This is a genomic window from Thermithiobacillus tepidarius DSM 3134, from assembly GCF_000423825.1.
GTDB lineage: Bacteria > Pseudomonadota > Gammaproteobacteria > Acidithiobacillales > Thermithiobacillaceae > Thermithiobacillus > Thermithiobacillus tepidarius.
Map to the genome: position 1 here is coordinate 24,052 of NZ_AUIS01000017.1, position 14,513 is coordinate 38,564.

The 14,513-nt window shown below is 68.8% G+C and carries 12 protein-coding genes; 7 read left to right on the plus strand and 5 right to left on the minus strand.

Going from position 1 to position 14,513, the window contains the following annotated elements:
• The first annotated feature begins 74 nt into the window (after positions 1 to 74).
• The 3 genes from G579_RS0109305 to G579_RS16830 are packed head-to-tail and all read left to right on the plus strand — an operon-like array spanning position 75 to position 1,900.
• Positions 75 to 452, plus strand: coding sequence for a DsrE/DsrF/DrsH-like family protein (locus tag G579_RS0109305; protein WP_028989967.1), 378 nt, complete (start codon positions 75 to 77; stop codon positions 450 to 452).
• A 12-nt stretch (positions 453 to 464) separates the two neighbouring features.
• Positions 465 to 1,034, plus strand: coding sequence for a hypoxanthine-guanine phosphoribosyltransferase (locus G579_RS0109310; RefSeq protein ID WP_028989968.1), 570 nt, complete (start codon positions 465 to 467; stop codon positions 1,032 to 1,034).
• Positions 1,031 to 1,900, plus strand: coding sequence for an S-methyl-5'-thioinosine phosphorylase (locus G579_RS16830; RefSeq protein WP_081662699.1), 870 nt, complete (start codon positions 1,031 to 1,033; stop codon positions 1,898 to 1,900). Before G579_RS0109310 ends, G579_RS16830 begins: the two co-directional genes overlap by 4 nt.
• A gap of 800 nt (positions 1,901 to 2,700) precedes the next feature.
• Here the strand turns inward: G579_RS16830 and serB are convergent.
• Both serB and mfd read right to left on the minus strand, forming a co-directional pair.
• Positions 2,701 to 3,846, minus strand: a complete 1,146-nt coding sequence (gene serB, locus G579_RS0109320) for a phosphoserine phosphatase SerB (RefSeq protein ID WP_028989969.1) — start codon at positions 3,844 to 3,846, stop codon at positions 2,701 to 2,703.
• A gap of 3 nt (positions 3,847 to 3,849) precedes the next feature.
• On the minus strand, positions 3,850 to 7,335 hold the full coding sequence (gene mfd / locus G579_RS0109325; RefSeq protein ID WP_028989970.1) for a transcription-repair coupling factor: 3,486 nt from the start codon (positions 7,333 to 7,335) through the stop codon (positions 3,850 to 3,852).
• Between the two features lie 118 nt (positions 7,336 to 7,453).
• Here mfd and ispD point away from each other — a divergent pair, with 118 nt between their 5' ends.
• The 3 genes from ispD to truD are packed head-to-tail and all read left to right on the plus strand — an operon-like array spanning position 7,454 to position 9,719.
• On the plus strand, positions 7,454 to 8,191 hold the full coding sequence (gene ispD / locus G579_RS0109330) for a 2-C-methyl-D-erythritol 4-phosphate cytidylyltransferase (RefSeq protein WP_028989971.1): 738 nt from the start codon (positions 7,454 to 7,456) through the stop codon (positions 8,189 to 8,191).
• Positions 8,188 to 8,664, plus strand: a complete 477-nt coding sequence (ispF, locus tag G579_RS0109335; RefSeq protein WP_155989795.1) for a 2-C-methyl-D-erythritol 2,4-cyclodiphosphate synthase — start codon at positions 8,188 to 8,190, stop codon at positions 8,662 to 8,664. Before ispD ends, ispF begins: the two co-directional genes overlap by 4 nt.
• Positions 8,661 to 9,719 carry a tRNA pseudouridine(13) synthase TruD gene (gene truD / locus G579_RS0109340; protein WP_028989973.1) on the plus strand — a complete coding sequence of 353 codons (1,059 nt, stop codon included), beginning with the start codon at positions 8,661 to 8,663 and terminating at the stop codon, positions 9,717 to 9,719. Before ispF ends, truD begins: the two co-directional genes overlap by 4 nt.
• A 9-nt stretch (positions 9,720 to 9,728) precedes the next feature.
• Here the strand turns inward: truD and G579_RS0109345 are convergent, their stop codons facing one another.
• From G579_RS0109345 to trxB, 3 genes are all read right to left on the minus strand, one after another.
• Entirely contained in the window at positions 9,729 to 10,274 is a 546-nt protein-coding gene (locus G579_RS0109345; RefSeq protein WP_028989974.1) for a pyridoxamine 5'-phosphate oxidase family protein, read from the minus strand.
• A gap of 94 nt (positions 10,275 to 10,368) precedes the next feature.
• Positions 10,369 to 10,986 (minus strand): Smr/MutS family protein, encoded by a 618-nt coding sequence (locus G579_RS0109350; protein ID WP_230973833.1) that lies wholly within the window; start codon positions 10,984 to 10,986, stop codon positions 10,369 to 10,371.
• Between the two features lie 3 nt (positions 10,987 to 10,989).
• Positions 10,990 to 11,934, minus strand: coding sequence for a thioredoxin-disulfide reductase (gene trxB / locus G579_RS0109355; RefSeq protein ID WP_028989976.1), 945 nt, complete (start codon positions 11,932 to 11,934; stop codon positions 10,990 to 10,992).
• Between the two features lie 195 nt (positions 11,935 to 12,129).
• On the opposite strand from trxB, the gene G579_RS16835 reads away from it, so the two are divergent.
• Positions 12,130 to 14,508, plus strand: a complete 2,379-nt coding sequence (locus G579_RS16835) for a DNA translocase FtsK (protein WP_081662701.1) — start codon at positions 12,130 to 12,132, stop codon at positions 14,506 to 14,508.
• The last annotated feature ends 5 nt before the right edge of the window (positions 14,509 to 14,513 follow it).

The window sequence follows — 14,513 nt, forward strand, 5'->3', positions numbered from 1 at the left end:
AGGTGTGCCCATCCGCTAGCCGTGAGTATAATTATAAGGCATTTTCTCGAGCTTCATTTTTCAAGGAGACTTAGATGGCTGACAAACTGTTGATGATGATGGTGAACACGGATCCCTCCAACCCCCAGGAGCTGGGCGCGCCTTTCTTCCAGGCGACCGTGGCCGCCGCGATGGACTACGAAGTCGAAGTCATTCTGACCGCCCGCGCCGGCGAGCTGGCCAAGAAGGGCGTCGCCGAGAAACTGTTTGTCATGCCGGGCAGCCCCAAGAGCGTGTACGATTTCATCAAGGACGCCCATGAGGCCGGCGTGAAGTTCTACGCCTGCACGCCCACCTTGGAGCTGTGGAGCGCCACCAAGGAAGACCTGATCCCCGAAATCGAGGACGTGGTCGGCGGCGCTTACGTCATCGAACAGGCCATGGACGACGACGTCGTTACCTTTACCTATTAAGTAAAGGCCTGCATGGACAAGTCAACCCTGCCGGGCCCGGTATCCATCATCCACAGCCCGGCAGCCGTTGACGCAGCGGTGCGCGACATTGCTGCACGCATCAACGCCGACCTGGCGGCACTGGCGCCGGTCGAGCCTCCTCTGGTCATCTGTGTGCTTACGGGTGCCATCGTTTTCACGGGCATGCTGCTGCCCCATCTCGCCTTTCCCCTGGAACTCGATTACCTCCACGCGACGCGCTACGGCAGCGCCACGGTGGGCGGCGAGCTGCGCTGGATCGCCCGTCCCCGCAACAGCCTGAAGGACCGGGTGGTGATCCTCGTCGACGACATCCTCGACGAAGGCGTGACCTTGCACCAGATCCAGGCCCACTGCCGGGCCGAGGGCGCCAGCCGGGTGCTGACGGCGGTGCTCATCAACAAGGTTCGCCCACGCAGCCTGACGGTGCCGGTCGACTACATGGGGCTGAACGTGCCCGACGTGTACGTGTTCGGCTACGGGATGGACTGCAGCGGCCTATGGCGCAATGCCCCCGGGGTCTTTGCCCTGCACGAGGGCATCTCCGCCGAGGTAAATACATGAGTTTAGTCGGCATCATAGGCGGCAGCGGCCTGACCAAGCTGAAGAACCTGGAAATCGTTCACCGCCGCATCGTCCGCACACCCTACGGCGAGCCCTCCGGCCCGCTGACTTTCGGGCGTCTGGGCCACACGGAAGTGGTGTTTCTGGCGCGGCACGGCTACGGCCACACCATCCCGCCGCACCAGGTCAACTATCGGGCCAACATCTGGGCCCTGCACTACGTGGGCGTGCGCCAGATCATCGCCGTCGCCGCCGTGGGCGGCATCGCGGAGGCGATGCAGGCGGGCGTCATCGCCTGTCCGGACCAGTTGATCGACTACACCCACGGCCGCCATCACACCTTCTTTGAAGGCGGCGACAAGCAGGTGGTCCACATCGATTTCAGCTTTCCCTACTGCGAGCGGCTGCGCCTCGACTACCGGGCGGCGGCGGAGCAGCTCGGCAAGCCGCTGCTCATGGCCGGCGTCTACGCCGCCACCCAGGGCCCGCGCCTGGAGACGGCCGCAGAAATCCGCCGCATCGAGCGCGACGGCGGCGACATGGTCGGCATGACCGGTTCGCCCGAGGCGCAGCTGGCCCGCGAACTGGGCCTGTGCTACGCCCCCATTTGCCTGGTGGTCAACCCGGCGGCGGGCAAGACCGAGGGCGTGATCAGTCTGGAGAGCCTGCAGGAGGTCATGGTCGAGGGCATGGGGCGGGTGCGCCAATTGCTGGAAACCATCGTGCCCCTGACCAGCCACCACGAGGGTCCCTGCCAGTATTGCGCGCCCTCGGCCGCCCAGGCGATGAGCATGCAGACCCAGCAGACGGGCAGCGAAGAGGTGCTCGATTCCTACAGCAGCGGCAACAGCAGCATACCGAATTGACGGGGCGCGGTTGCGCTGGATTGAGCCGGGGCGGTGGGCGTGCAGTCGTGGCTTGGGCTGAGCGGCGCGAAGCCCAACGGGGTTAGGAGCGGGTTGTGCCCGCGGGTTGGGTGTCGGGGGTTGCCCGACGGCAACCTGCTTTGCCACTCCCGCTGGTCGCTCTCGCTGCGCTCGCGAAAACGGGCAGGGCCCGTTTCCTGAGGCGCCATAGGCGCCGACAGCGCTGCGGTAAACTCCCTTGGTCGTTTTGCCGATCACTGCGTTCGCTTTCGCTACGCTCACGAAACTTCGCTGCGCTCGTTTTGCCGCTCCCGTTTTCCCGCCCCGCGCAGGCGCGGGGTGCCCGGCGCGACTTGCGGGACAACGGGGTGGAAAACCCAGAACCTCGGAACCCACTGCACGGTGCAGCAGCATCGCGTGGGCCTGCCCCAATACCCTCTCCATTTGAGAGCGGGCAGGATGAGGGCTGTAGGAGCGAGCTTGCTCGCGATTTCATCTACCGGCAGAGCGGCTCGCGAGCAAGCTCGCTCCTACAGCCCGTGAACCAACGCGGCCAGGCACGCTGCCGGAGCATTGATGGCGCGGCGCTCGCCTGCCACGAACACCCTCTCCCTCGGTGAGAGGCCGGGATGAGGGGGCGGTGCGGCGAACGCCCCCAGGGCCATGCGGCTGGACCGGACATGGGCGCGAGCTGACTCGCGCTTCCCTGCCGGGCGCTCCAATCCATCGCGAGCCAGCCCACGCCTGTATACCCTCACTTGGCATTCGCCGCATACCCGCTCCCCAGCCTGGACTCCCGTTCAGCATTCTGCGCCTGCTCCATCCCCCATCAGCGCCAGCACGCCGTCCAGGCCCGTGTGCTGGATGCTGTAGTCGGCCTGGGCGCGGACCACGGGTTTGGCGCGGTAGGCGATGCCGAGGCCGGCTTTCTGCAGCATGGGCAGGTCGTTGGCGCCGTCGCCCATGGCGATGCAGCGGCTCAGCGCCAGGCCATTTTCCCGGGCCAGGGCTTCCAGGATGCGGGCCTTGCCCTGGGCGTCCACGATTTCGCCCAGGACGCGGCCGGTCAGCTTGCCGCCCTTGATTTCCAGCGTATTGGCGAAGGCGTAATCCAGCCCCAGCCGCGCCTTCAGCCGGTCGGTGAAGAAGGTGAAGCCGCCGGACACCACGCCCACCCGGCAACCCTGGGCGCGCAGGCCGGCCACCAGCCGTTCGGCGCCGGGATTCAGCCGCAGGCGTTCCTGATAAACCCGCTCCAGCATGCTCTCCGGCAGGCCTGCAAGCAGGGCCACGCGCGCCTTGAGGCTGGCGGCGAAGTCCAACTCGCCCTGCATGGCCCGCTCGGTGATGGCGGCCACCTGCGGCTTCAGTCCGGCCATGTCGGCCAGTTCGTCGATGCATTCGATGCTGATGAGGGTGGAGTCCATGTCCGTGAGCAGCAGGCCGAAATGGCCGGGCTGCCAGTCGGCGGGACAAACGGCGGCATCCACGCTCAGGTCGGCCACGGCTTCCGCCAGGCGATGGTTGAGCAGACGCAGGTCGGCGGCCGCGCCCGCCACATTGATCTGCAGGACTGCGGCGCCGTTGGCGCGCAGCGGCCCGGCGGCGGCGAAGCCGGCCAGGTGCAGCGCATCCAGTGCGCGGCGCAGCACGCGGCCGTCCAGCTGCGGGCCTTGCAGCACCAAGCGCGCCGCCGCGGGGGCCTCTTCCAGGAGCAGGCCACGAAAGATCTGGTCGGTGGCGGCCTGTTGCTGGCTCGCCTGCTCCAGCCAGTTCCGGGCGGCGTCCAGGGAAGCGGCGTCGGCTTCCATCTGCCAGGCGCGCAGGCGCAGGCCGGCCCATTGCTGCGCGGCGAGATCGTCGAGACGCAGGCCGGCGGGCAGGGCGGGCAGCGCCAGGGGGGCGGCATCCTGGGGAGCGAGGCAATTGAGGAGCAGGCGCGGCATGCTTCAATCCTTGAGTGTGCGAATGAGGTCGATCATGGCTTGGCAGCGGGCCAGGCCCTCGGGCAGCGCCTGGGTGAGGCGCAGCTTGTCCTGGCCTTCCAGGCGATAGTGTTGCTGCCGGGTCTGGATGAGCTGGATGATGGTTTCGGGTTTGACCTTGGGCTCGGGCCCGAAGTGGATGCGCCCGCCCGCCGGGCCGGCGTCGATGCGCAGGATGCCGGTGGCCGCGGCCAGCAGCTTGAGCTCCGCCTGGCAGAACAGGGTCTTGACCGGCTCGGGCAGCAGGCCGAAGCGGTCGATCATCTCCACCCGCAGCTCATCGAGCTGGTGCTGGTCCTCCGCCTGCGCGATGCGCTTGTACATCTGCAGGCGCAGGTGCACGTCCGGCAGGTAGTCGGCCGGGATCAGGGCGGGCACGTTCAGGTTGATCTCCGGACCGGTCTCCCGGCTATCGCTCAGGGCCTGCGGGTCGCGGCCGGCGCGGATGGCTTCCACCGCCTCGCTCAGCAGTTCGGAGTAGAGGGTGAAGCCTACTTCGTCGATGCGCCCGCTCTGCTCCTCGCCCAGGATCTCGCCGGCGCCGCGGATCTCCAGGTCGTGGCTGGCCAGGGCGAAGCCGATGCCGAGGTCCTCCAGGGACTGGATGGCCTCCAGGCGCTTCTGGGCGTCGCTGCTCATGGCCCCCGGCTCGGGCGTGATGAGATAGGCGTAAGCGCGGTGGTGGGAGCGGCCCACCCGGCCGCGCAACTGGTGCAGCTGCGCCAGCCCCAGCTTGTCGGCGCGGTTGATGACGATGGTGTTGGCCTGCGGGTTGTCGATGCCCGACTCGATGATGGTGGTGCAGAGCAGCAGGTTGAAGCGCTGGTGGTAGAAGTCCAGCATGACCGCTTCCAGCTCGTGCTCGCCCATCTGCCCGTGGGCGATGCGGATGCTGGCCTCGGGCAGGAGATTGGCGAGCTTGTGGCCCATGCGCTCGATGCTCTGCACCTCGTTGTGCAGGAAGTACACCTGACCGCCGCGGCGGATCTCGCGCAGGCAGGCTTCGCGGACCAGGGTATCGTCCCAGACGTTGACGAAAGTCTTGACCGGCAGGCGCCGCTCGGGCGGGGTGCTGATGATGGACAGGTCGCGCAGGCCGGCCAGGGACAGGTTGAGGGTGCGCGGGATCGGCGTGGCGGTGAGGGTCAGGATGTCCACCTCGGCGCGCAGTTCCTTGACCCGATCCTTCTGGCGTACCCCGAAGCGGTGCTCCTCGTCGAGGATGAGCAGGCCGAGATCCTTGAATTTCACGTCCTTTTGCAGCAGCCGGTGGGTGCCGATGACGACGTCAACCGCGCCGGCCGCCAAGCCCTCCAGTACCGCCTTCTGCTCCTTGGCGCTGCGAAAGCGCGACAGCAGCTCCACCCGCACGGCGCTCTCGGCAAAGCGGTCGCGGAAGTTCTCGAAGTGCTGCTGGGCCAGCAGGGTGGTGGGCACCAGCACTGCCACTTGGGCGCCGCCGTGCACGGCCATGAAGGCGGCGCGCAGGGCCACCTCGGTCTTGCCGAAGCCTACGTCGCCGCAGACCAGGCGGTCCATGGGTTGCGGCGAGTTCATGTCGGCGATGACGGCATCGATGGCGGCCTGCTGATCCGGCGTCTCCTCGAAGGGAAAGCCGGAAACGAAGTCCCAGTAGGCGTCGTCCGGCGCCGGGAAGGTGCGGCCCTGGCGTGCGGCGCGCCGGGCATAGATGTCCAGCAGCTCGGCGGCGGCATCGATGGCCTTGGCCCGGGCGCGGGCCTTGGCCTTGCTCCACTGGTCGCTGCCCAGCTTGGACAGGGCCGGCAGCTCGGTGACGTTGCCCACGTAGCGGCTGATGCGATCGAGGGCGGCGATGGGCACGTAGAGCAGGTCGTTGTCGGCGTACTCGAGCATGACGTACTCGTTGACGTCGCCGCGCTCGGCAAAGGGCATGGCCAGTCCCTTGAAAAGGCCGATGCCGTAGTCCTCGTGCACCACCGGATCGTCGAGGTTGAGCTCGCCCAGATCGCGGATCACCGCTTCCAGGCTGTGCTTCTGCTGCGCCCGCTGGCGACGCTGGGCGAAGACCCGGTTGCCGAAGAGCTGGGCCTCGGAAACGAGCGCGAACTCCGCCACATCGCCCGCGGCGGCGAGTTGCAGGAGGCCGCGCTCCAGCGGCGCGGTGACCAGCGCCAGGCGAACGTCGCCGGCCAGGAATTCGGCCCAGTCCTTGACCGTCACCGGCACATGCTGGCGCACGCGCAGGCTCTCGTGCAGGGCCTCGCGCCGGCCCTTGGATTCGGCGGCGATGAGCACGCGCGCCTCGGCGGGCAGGGCGTCGACCAGGGCGAGCAGCTTGGCGAAGGGGTCCTGGCCATGGCTGGCCGCCAGATCCGGCGGCGGGGCGAAGGCGGCGTCTAGGCTGGTGGGCGGCGTCTGTTCGACCGCGCGGGTTTCGAGCTGCACCAGCGCTTGCCGATCGAGGGTTTCCTGCCAGGCCGCCAGGGGCAGGCACAGCCGTTCGGGTGCGAGCACCGGGCGGTTGCGGTCGTGCTGGCGGTCGGCATATCGGGCCTGCCATTCGTGCCAAACTTCCTGATAGGCCTGCTCCCAGCTTGGTTCCAGCACCACGGCGCTGCCCGCGGGCAGGTAGTCGAAGAGTGAGGCGGTCGTGTCGAAGAAGAAGGGCAGGTAGGCTTCGATGCCGGCCGGCAGCAGCCCGCGGCTGACGTCCTTGTAAATGCTGCTGCGCTGCGGGTCGCCGGCGAATTCGGCGCGGAAGTTGGCGCGGAAGCGCTGCACGGCCTCCTCGTCGCTGGGCACCTCGCGCGCGGGCAGGAGCGCCACGCGCTCGACCTTGTCGCTGGACAGCTGGGTTTCGGGATCGAAGCGGCGGATGCTGTCGACTTCGTTGTCGAAGAGGTCGATGCGATAGGGCGTGGCACTGCCCGTGGGGAAGAGATCCAGAATGCCGCCGCGCCAGGCGACTTCCCCCGCCTCGCCCACCTGGCCGACTTGCCGGTAGCCGGCGTTGACCAGGCGCAGGCGGAAGGCTTCCGGATCGAGCAGTTCTCCGCGCGACAGCATGAAGGCGCGCTGCTCCAGGTAGCTGGGCGGCGGCAGTTGCTGAATGGCCGCCGACAGCACGGTCAGGACGATGCCCTGGCCGAGGCCGCGCATGGCATAGAGGGTACCCAGGCGCTGCGCGGTCAGGTCCGCCGGCGGCGAGAAGAGGTCGTAAGGCAGCACTTCCCGGTCAGGAAAGTAGAGCAGCGGCAGATCCTCGCCGCCGGCACCGAAAAAGCGCAGCTCGGTTTCCAGTTGCCGCAGCGTGGTCGCCGAGTTGGCGATCACCAGAAGCGGGCGGCGCCAGGTCCGGGCTGCCGCCACCAGGACCGGTGCCGGCGCGCAGCCGTGCAGGCTGCCGATGACGAGCGGCAGGCCGGCGGCGGGCGGGGAGGGGGGCAGGGCGGGCAGTGCGGGTATCATGGAATTCGTGTCATCGCTTCTCGGTTTGGGCGCCAATATTAGCCCGATCGACCGCCTTTGACTATGCGCCGCGGATGCAGGAAGATGCGCGGATTGTCGATCGGAGTGGCACGTCGTTATGACATTGGATTCTTCGCAAGCGGAGCGGGCCTGGGCGCTGGTGCCCGCCGCCGGCGCGGGCAGCCGCATGGGCGCCCCGCTGCCCAAGCAATACCTGACCTTGGCCGGGCGGCCGGTGCTGGCGCATACCCTGGCCCGGCTGTGCCGGCACCCCCGCGTTGCCGGGGTGCAGGTGATGCTCGCGCCCGCCGACGCACATTGGGCCGGCGTTGCCGAGCACTTGGACGCCGCCACCCGAAGAAAGTTGCTGCCCATCGCGGTCGGCGGCGCGACGCGGGCGGCATCGGTCCTGAACGGCCTGCGGGCGCTCGGCACGCAGGCCGCGCCGGGCGATTGGGTGCTGGTGCATGACGCGGCGCGTCCCTGTCTGCGCCGGCGCGATCTGGACAGCCTGTTCGCGGCCCTGGATGCGGGCGCGGCGGGGGCCATCCTGGGCGTGCCGGTGGCGGACACCATAAAGCGCGTGCGCGACGGCGAGATTCTGGAAACCGTGGACCGCAGCCGCCTGTGGCGCGCCTTCACGCCCCAGGCCTTCCGCCTGGAAGTGCTGCTCGACGCCCTGCAGCGGGCCCTGGATGCCGGCATCGAGGTGACGGACGAGGCCAGCGCCGTGGAGTGGGCGGGTGGGCGGCCGCGCATGGTGGCGGGCCACGCAGACAACATCAAGGTGACGCTGCCCGAGGACATGGCGCTGGCGGCGCAGATCCTGGCGGGCCGGGACGAGGAGGAGCGATGATGCGCATTGGACAAGGCTTCGACGTGCACGCCCTGGTCGGCGGGCGGCCCCTGATCCTGGGCGGTGTCCAGATCCCCTACGAGCGCGGGCTGGCCGGCCATTCCGACGCCGACGTGCTGCTGCATGCCGTCTGCGATGCCCTGCTGGGCGCGGCGGCCCTGGGAGACATCGGCCGCCATTTCCCCGACACCGACGCCACCTTCGCCGGCATCGACTCCCGCATCCTGCTGCGCGACGTCATGGACAAGGTGCGCCGGCAGGGCTGGCGTCTGGGCAACCTGGACGCCACGGTGATCTGCCAGCGGCCGCGCCTGGCGCCGCACATCCCCCACATGGTCGCCAACATCGCCAGCGACCTTCAGGTCGAGGAGCGCCTGGTCAACGTCAAGGCCACCACCACCGAGCATCTGGGTTTCGCCGGGCGCGGCGAGGGCATCGCCGCGCAGGCGGTGGTGCTGCTCCAAGCCCTGTGAGCACCTACGCCTTTCCGGGGCCGGCGCTGGGCGCCCGCATCCGCGAAGCGCCCGCCGACTTCCAGGTGGAGGAGGTCCTGCCCTTTGGCCCTGACGGCGCCGGACAGCACATCTGGCTCGCCGTGCGCAAGACGGGGCTCAACACCCATGAGGTGGCGCGCCGGCTCGCCCGGCTGGCGGGCGTGCGGGAGCGCGACGTGGGCTATGCGGGGATGAAGGACCGCCACGCCGTCACCACTCAGACCTTCACGCTGGATCTGGCCGGCAGGCCGGAGCCGGACTGGAGCGCGTTGGAGGACGGGCAACTCCAATTGCTGCAGGTGGCCCGGCATTCACGCAAGCTGCGGCGCGGCGCCCTGACCGGCAACCGCTTTGCCCTGCGCCTGCGCGCGCTGCAGGGCGATCCGGCGGTGCTGGCCGAGCGCCTGGATCTGATCCGCGCGCATGGCTTTCCCAATTACTTCGGCGAACAGCGCTTCGGCCTGGCCGGCGGCAACCTGGACAGGGCCGCCGCCCTGCTGGCGGGCCGCTTCCGTCCCCGGGACCGCCATCTGGCCGGCATTTATCTGTCCGCCGCCCGGGCCGCGCTCTTCAATGCGGTGCTGGCGGCGCGCGTCGAGGCCGGCACCTGGAACCAAGTGCTGTCCGGCGAGCTGGTGATGCTGGCCGGCAGCCGCAGCCTGTTTCCGGCCCGGCCGGAGGAGCTGATGGACCTGCAGGCGCGGGCGGCGGCCCTGGACCTGCATCCCACCGGCCCGCTTTGCGGGCGCGGCGGGCTGCAGCCGCAAGGCGAGGCGGCGGACGCGGAGCGGGCGGCGCTGGCCCGCTGGCGCGGCCCGGAGCCCCTGGCGGCGAGCGGCCTGGACTGGGCCGCCGCCTTGGACGCCCAGGGGCTGGAGGCGGACCGCCGCCCGCTGCGCGCGCTGGCCGGTGAGCTCACGTGGGCGGCGGCGGAGGATGGCGGCTGGCTGCGCTTCACCCTGCCGGCCGGCAGCTATGCCACCAGCCTGCTCGACGCGCTGCTGCAGAGCGGCCAGCCGCTGCCGGCGGACTAGGCGGCGCGCCTAATCCTCCAGGATGTGGGTCGGCAGGCCGTCGATGCTGCGCTGATTCTTCTCCCGCCAGTAGTCGCGGATGCCCTGTTCACCTTTTTTTTCCGCCCAGCGCGCCAGCGTCTCGCGCTCGCCCACGTAGTCGTACAGCGGCACGCCATAGCCGCAAGAGGTCTGCACCGTCTGCACGTCGACGACGATGATCTGCCGCTCCGCGGGCAGGGCATCGAAATGGGCATGAAACTGCGCCCATTCGGGATCGCGCGGCCGGATCACCCGGCCCTGGCCGTAGAGGCGCAGGATCAGCGGCTTGTCGGCGAAGCTGCAGAACATGAGCGTGATGCGGCCGTTCTCCCGCAGATGGGCGGCGGTCTCGTTGCCGCTGCCGGTGAGGTCCAGGTACGCCACCGTGCGCTCGTCCAGGCAGCGGAAGCTGTTCAGCCCCTTGGGCGACAGATTGACCCGTCCCGATGCCGGGGCGGTAGCGGTGAAAAAGATCTGCTGCTGCGCAATGAATTCACGCACGGTATCCGTCAGCGCATCGTAGAATTTCGCCATGGCGGCATGCTTCTCCTATGGAATGGGCAATTGTGGAAGGTTCGCACGGATTCGCAGCTTGCCGCCTGCCGGATGGCCACGACAAGGGTGGCGCTCAGCTTTGCTGGCGCGCCAGCAGCACCACCACCGCGCCGCTGCCGCCCTCCGTCGGCCGCGCCTGGGCGAAGGCCAGGACCTCCTCCCGCTGCATGAGCCAGCCGCGCACCTTGCCTTTCAGGACCGGCTCACGGTTGGGCGAACTCAAGCCCTTGCCGTGGATGATGCGCACGCAGCGCAATCCCTGGCGCTGCACCTGCGCCAGGAAGATCCCGAGGGCTTCCTTGGCCTCGGGCACCGTCAGGCCGTGCAGATCGAAGCTCGCCTGGATGGCGAAGTGGCCGCGGCGCAGGCGGCGCAGCAGATTGTGCTGCAGCCCCGGGCGCAAAAAGAGCAGTTCCTCGCCGGTTTCGAGGCTGTCCAGGTCGACGGCGTGGGTGAGCAGGCTGTCCAGGACGTCGCGCTCGTCCCGATGGCTTTGCTTGGGAATGGGCGGGGGCGGGGGCGCCTTGGCAATGGCCCGCACCGGCCGCTTGAGCGGCTGTACGTCCTTGACGGCCTCGCGAAATTCGCTCTGTTCCTCCAGGCTGAGGGCCGCGCGCCGGCGGGATCTTTTCTGCTGCGCGTGCGGCGGGCCGGCCCTGCTGCTTTGCCGGGAGGCGGCCCGCTTCTTCACTGCCTATTCCAGGGTTTCCAGATAGCGGTCGGCGTCCAGGGCGGCCATGCAGCCGCTGCCCGCCGAGGTGACCGCCTGGCGGTAGATGTGATCCTGCACGTCGCCGGCGGCGAAGACGCCGGGAATGTTGGTGGCGGTGGCGTTGCCGCTGTTGCCGCCCTGGGTCTTGATGTAGCCGCGCTCGTCCATCTCGATCTGGCCATCGAAGATGGCGGTGTTGGGATGGTGGCCGATGGCGATGAATACGCCCTGCACGCTGAGCTCCTGGGTGCTGCCGTCCTCCACGTGCTTGATACGCACGCCGGTGACGCCGTTGTCGTCGCCCAGAATCTCGTCGACCGCGTGATTCCAGATTACTTTGATGTTGTCCTTCTCGAAGAGCTTCTGCTGCAGGATCTTCTCGCTGCGGAAGCTGTCGCGGCGGTGCACGACGGTAACCTGGCGGGCGATGTTGGACAGATAAAGTGCTTCCTCGACCGCCGTGTTGCCGCCGCCGATCACCGCCACGTCCTGGCCCCGGTAGAAGAAGCCGTCGCAGGTGGCGCAGGCGGACACGCCCTTGCCCGCGAATTTTTCCTCGCTGGGCAGGCCCAGGTACTTGGCCGAGGCGCCGGTGGCGATGATCAGCGCGTCGCAGGTGTAGGTGCCGTTGTCGCCGACCAGCCGGAACGGCCGGCTCTGCAGTTCGGCCGTGTGGATGTGGTCGAAGAGGATCTCGGTATCGAAGCGCCGGGCCTGGCGCTCCAGTTTCTCCATCAGGTCGGGGCCCAGGATGCCGTCGGGTTCGCCCGGCCAATTGTCCACGTCCGTCGTGGTCATGAGCTGGCCGCCAGGCTGGATGCCCTGGATCAACAACGGCTTCAGATTGGCCCGGGCGGCGTAGATGGCGGCGGTGTAGCCGGCGGGACCGGAGCCGAGGATCAAAAGGCGGGCGTGCTTTTCAGTCATTGGCGTCTCCATCGTTATCTGGCGTTGTTTGGGCTAATATACTACGGAATGGTGCCCACGGCGAACTGGCGCCGGCCCGCGGTTGACAGTGCGGCGAGGCTGGCGTAGCTTGGGCCAAACCGCTTGTCGGCCCGGCCGCCAACCCTGTCCGCCGGGAGCGGCAAAGCCCGCGTATAAGGCAAAAGAAGCACCCGCATGAGAAAAAACGCAGTCCCGCTACGCAACGAGCGAATCACGCCTCCCCGGCAGAACGGGCCCGCCGACGCGAGTGCCCCCTTACGCGAAACCGCTCTCTTCCTCCTCATCGCGCTGGCCCTGTATCTGGCCTTGTCGCTGCTGAGCTTCAACAAGGACGATCCCAGCTGGTCGCACAGCGGTCCCGGCGAAGGCGTGGAGAACCTGGGCGGCATCGTGGGCGCCTATGTGGCGGACATCGGCATGCAGCTGCTGGGCGCCTTTGCCATGGCGCTGCCCGTGGCCTTGGGCATCCTGGCCCTGTCCTGGTACCGCCGCCTGACCGGCAGCGCAGAACCCGTGCGCTTGGCCAGCCGGCTCTTCGGCCTTGTCCTGGTCGCTTCGGCCGGCGGCGCCCTGGCGACCTATTACTGGCCCGCCGACTGGTGGATGCTGCCGACCACCGGCGCGGGCGGCCTGTGGGGGCGCTGGCTGGCGGGCCGCGCGGCCGGCTTCCTGAATCAAGCCGGCGCCAGCCTGTTCTTCTTCGCCCTGCTGCTGACCGGCGTTTCCCTGCTGAGCAATCGCTCCTGGCGCGAGATTTTCGGCTGGCTGGGGGAGGGCGCCGGCACCCTGGGCGGACTGGGACAGCGCGGCGGCGCGGTCGTCGGCCGTCTGTTGCAAGCGCTGCGTGACCGGCGGGGCGAGCGTGCCGCGGCTCAGCGCCGGGCCCGGCAGGCCGAGCCGGCTCCGCGGATGGTTCAATCCCGGCCGCCGGCACCCGCGGCGCCGCGGCCCGCGCTGCTGGACGAGAACGATTGGGTTGCCGAGGCACCGGCGGCCGCGCCGCCCCGGCCGCCGGTGCTGCGCCCGGCCCCAGCGCCGGCGCCCAAGGTGTCGCCGGTGCAGGAGAGCTTTTCCGAGCTGGGCCTGCCTGCCTTGAGCGAGCTGGATGAGCCGGAGCCGCCGGCGGCGGCGGAATCCGAAAGCGCGCTGGCGCAGCGCTCCCGGCTCCTGGAGGAGAAGCTGGCCAACTTCGGCGTGTCGGCGGAAGTGGTGGCGGTGCACCCCGGTCCGGTCATCACCCGCTACGAGATCGAGCCCGGTCCCGGCGTCAAGGTCAGCCAGGTCGCCAATCTCTCCAAGGATCTGGCCCGCTCCCTGTCGGCCATCAGCGTGCGCGTGGTGGAGACCATTCCCGGCAAGTCGGTGATGGGCATCGAGATCCCCAATGCCCGGCGCAGCATGGTGCGGCTGCGCGAGCTCCTGGCCAGTCCGGCCTTCACCGGCATGGAAAGCCTGGTGGCCCTGGCCCTGGGCAAGGACATCGGCGGCAATCCGGTGGTGGCGGATCTGGCGCGCATGCCGCATCTGCTGGTGGCCGGCACCACCGGCTCCGGCAAGTCGGTCGGCGTCAACGCCATGATCCTGAGCATGCTCTACAAGGCGCGCCCGGAAGAAGTGCGCTTCATCATGGTCGATCCCAAGATGCTGGAGCTGTCGGTCTACGAAGGCATCCCCCATCTGCTGGCGCCGGTGGTCACCGACATGAAGGAGGCGGCCAACGCCCTGCGCTGGTGCGTGGCGGAGATGGAGCGCCGCTACAAGCTGATGGCGGGCGTCGGCGTGCGCAACCTGGCCGGCTTCAACAAGAAGGTGCGCGACGCCGCGACTGCCGGCGAGCCGCTCTACGAAGCCAAGCCGCAGATCGGCGTGGAGACCGCGCCGCCTTTGGAACCGCTGCCCATGATCGTGGTGGTCATCGACGAGCTGGCCGATCTCATGATGGTGGTGGGCAAGCAGGTGGAAGACCTCATCACCCGCCTGGCGCAGAAGGCGCGCGCCGCCGGCATCCACCTCATCATGGCCACCCAGCGGCCTTCGGTGGACGTGATCACCGGCCTGATCAAGGCCAATGTGCCTACCCGCATCGCCTTCCAGGTGTCATCCAAAATCGACTCCCGAACGATATTGGACCAAGGCGGCGCCGAGCAGTTGCTGGGACACGGCGACATGCTCTACCTGCCGCCGGGTACGGGCCATCCGCTGCGGGTGCACGGCGCCTTCGTGGGCGACGACGAGATTCACCGGGTGGTGGCCTTCCTGAAACAGCAGGGGACGCCCGACTACATCGAGGCCATCCTCAGGTCCGCCGACGGCGATGGTCCGGAGAGCGACGGCGAGGAGGGCGGCGGCGAGGCCGACCCGCTCTACGATGCCGCGGTGGCCATCGTCACCGAATCCCGGCGCGCCAGCATCTCCATGGTGCAGCGCAAGCTGCGCGTCGGCTACAATCGCGCGGCGCGCATGATCGAGGAAATGGAACGCGCCGGCATCGTCGGACCCCTGCAGAGCAACGGCAGCCGCGAGGTGTACGCGCCGCCGCCGATCCCCGATTAAAGGAG

Excerpts from the sequence above, each read along its gene's own strand:
- G579_RS0109305 (WP_028989967.1), top strand. The coding sequence starts at position 75 with ATGGCTGACAAACTGTTGATGATGATGGTGAACACGGATCCCTCCAAC.
- G579_RS0109310 (WP_028989968.1), top strand. The coding sequence starts at position 465 with ATGGACAAGTCAACCCTGCCGGGCCCGGTATCCATCATCCACAGCCCG.
- G579_RS16830 (WP_081662699.1), top strand. The coding sequence starts at position 1,031 with ATGAGTTTAGTCGGCATCATAGGCGGCAGCGGCCTGACCAAGCTGAAG.
- serB (WP_028989969.1), bottom strand. The coding sequence starts at position 3,846 with ATGCCGCGCCTGCTCCTCAATTGCCTCGCTCCCCAGGATGCCGCCCCC.
- mfd (WP_028989970.1), bottom strand. The coding sequence starts at position 7,335 with ATGATACCCGCACTGCCCGCCCTGCCCCCCTCCCCGCCCGCCGCCGGC.
- ispD (WP_028989971.1), top strand. The coding sequence starts at position 7,454 with ATGACATTGGATTCTTCGCAAGCGGAGCGGGCCTGGGCGCTGGTGCCC.
- ispF (WP_155989795.1), top strand. The coding sequence starts at position 8,188 with ATGATGCGCATTGGACAAGGCTTCGACGTGCACGCCCTGGTCGGCGGG.
- G579_RS0109345 (WP_028989974.1), bottom strand. The coding sequence starts at position 10,274 with ATGGCGAAATTCTACGATGCGCTGACGGATACCGTGCGTGAATTCATT.
- trxB (WP_028989976.1), bottom strand. The coding sequence starts at position 11,934 with ATGACTGAAAAGCACGCCCGCCTTTTGATCCTCGGCTCCGGTCCCGCC.
- G579_RS16835 (WP_081662701.1), top strand. The coding sequence starts at position 12,130 with ATGAGAAAAAACGCAGTCCCGCTACGCAACGAGCGAATCACGCCTCCC.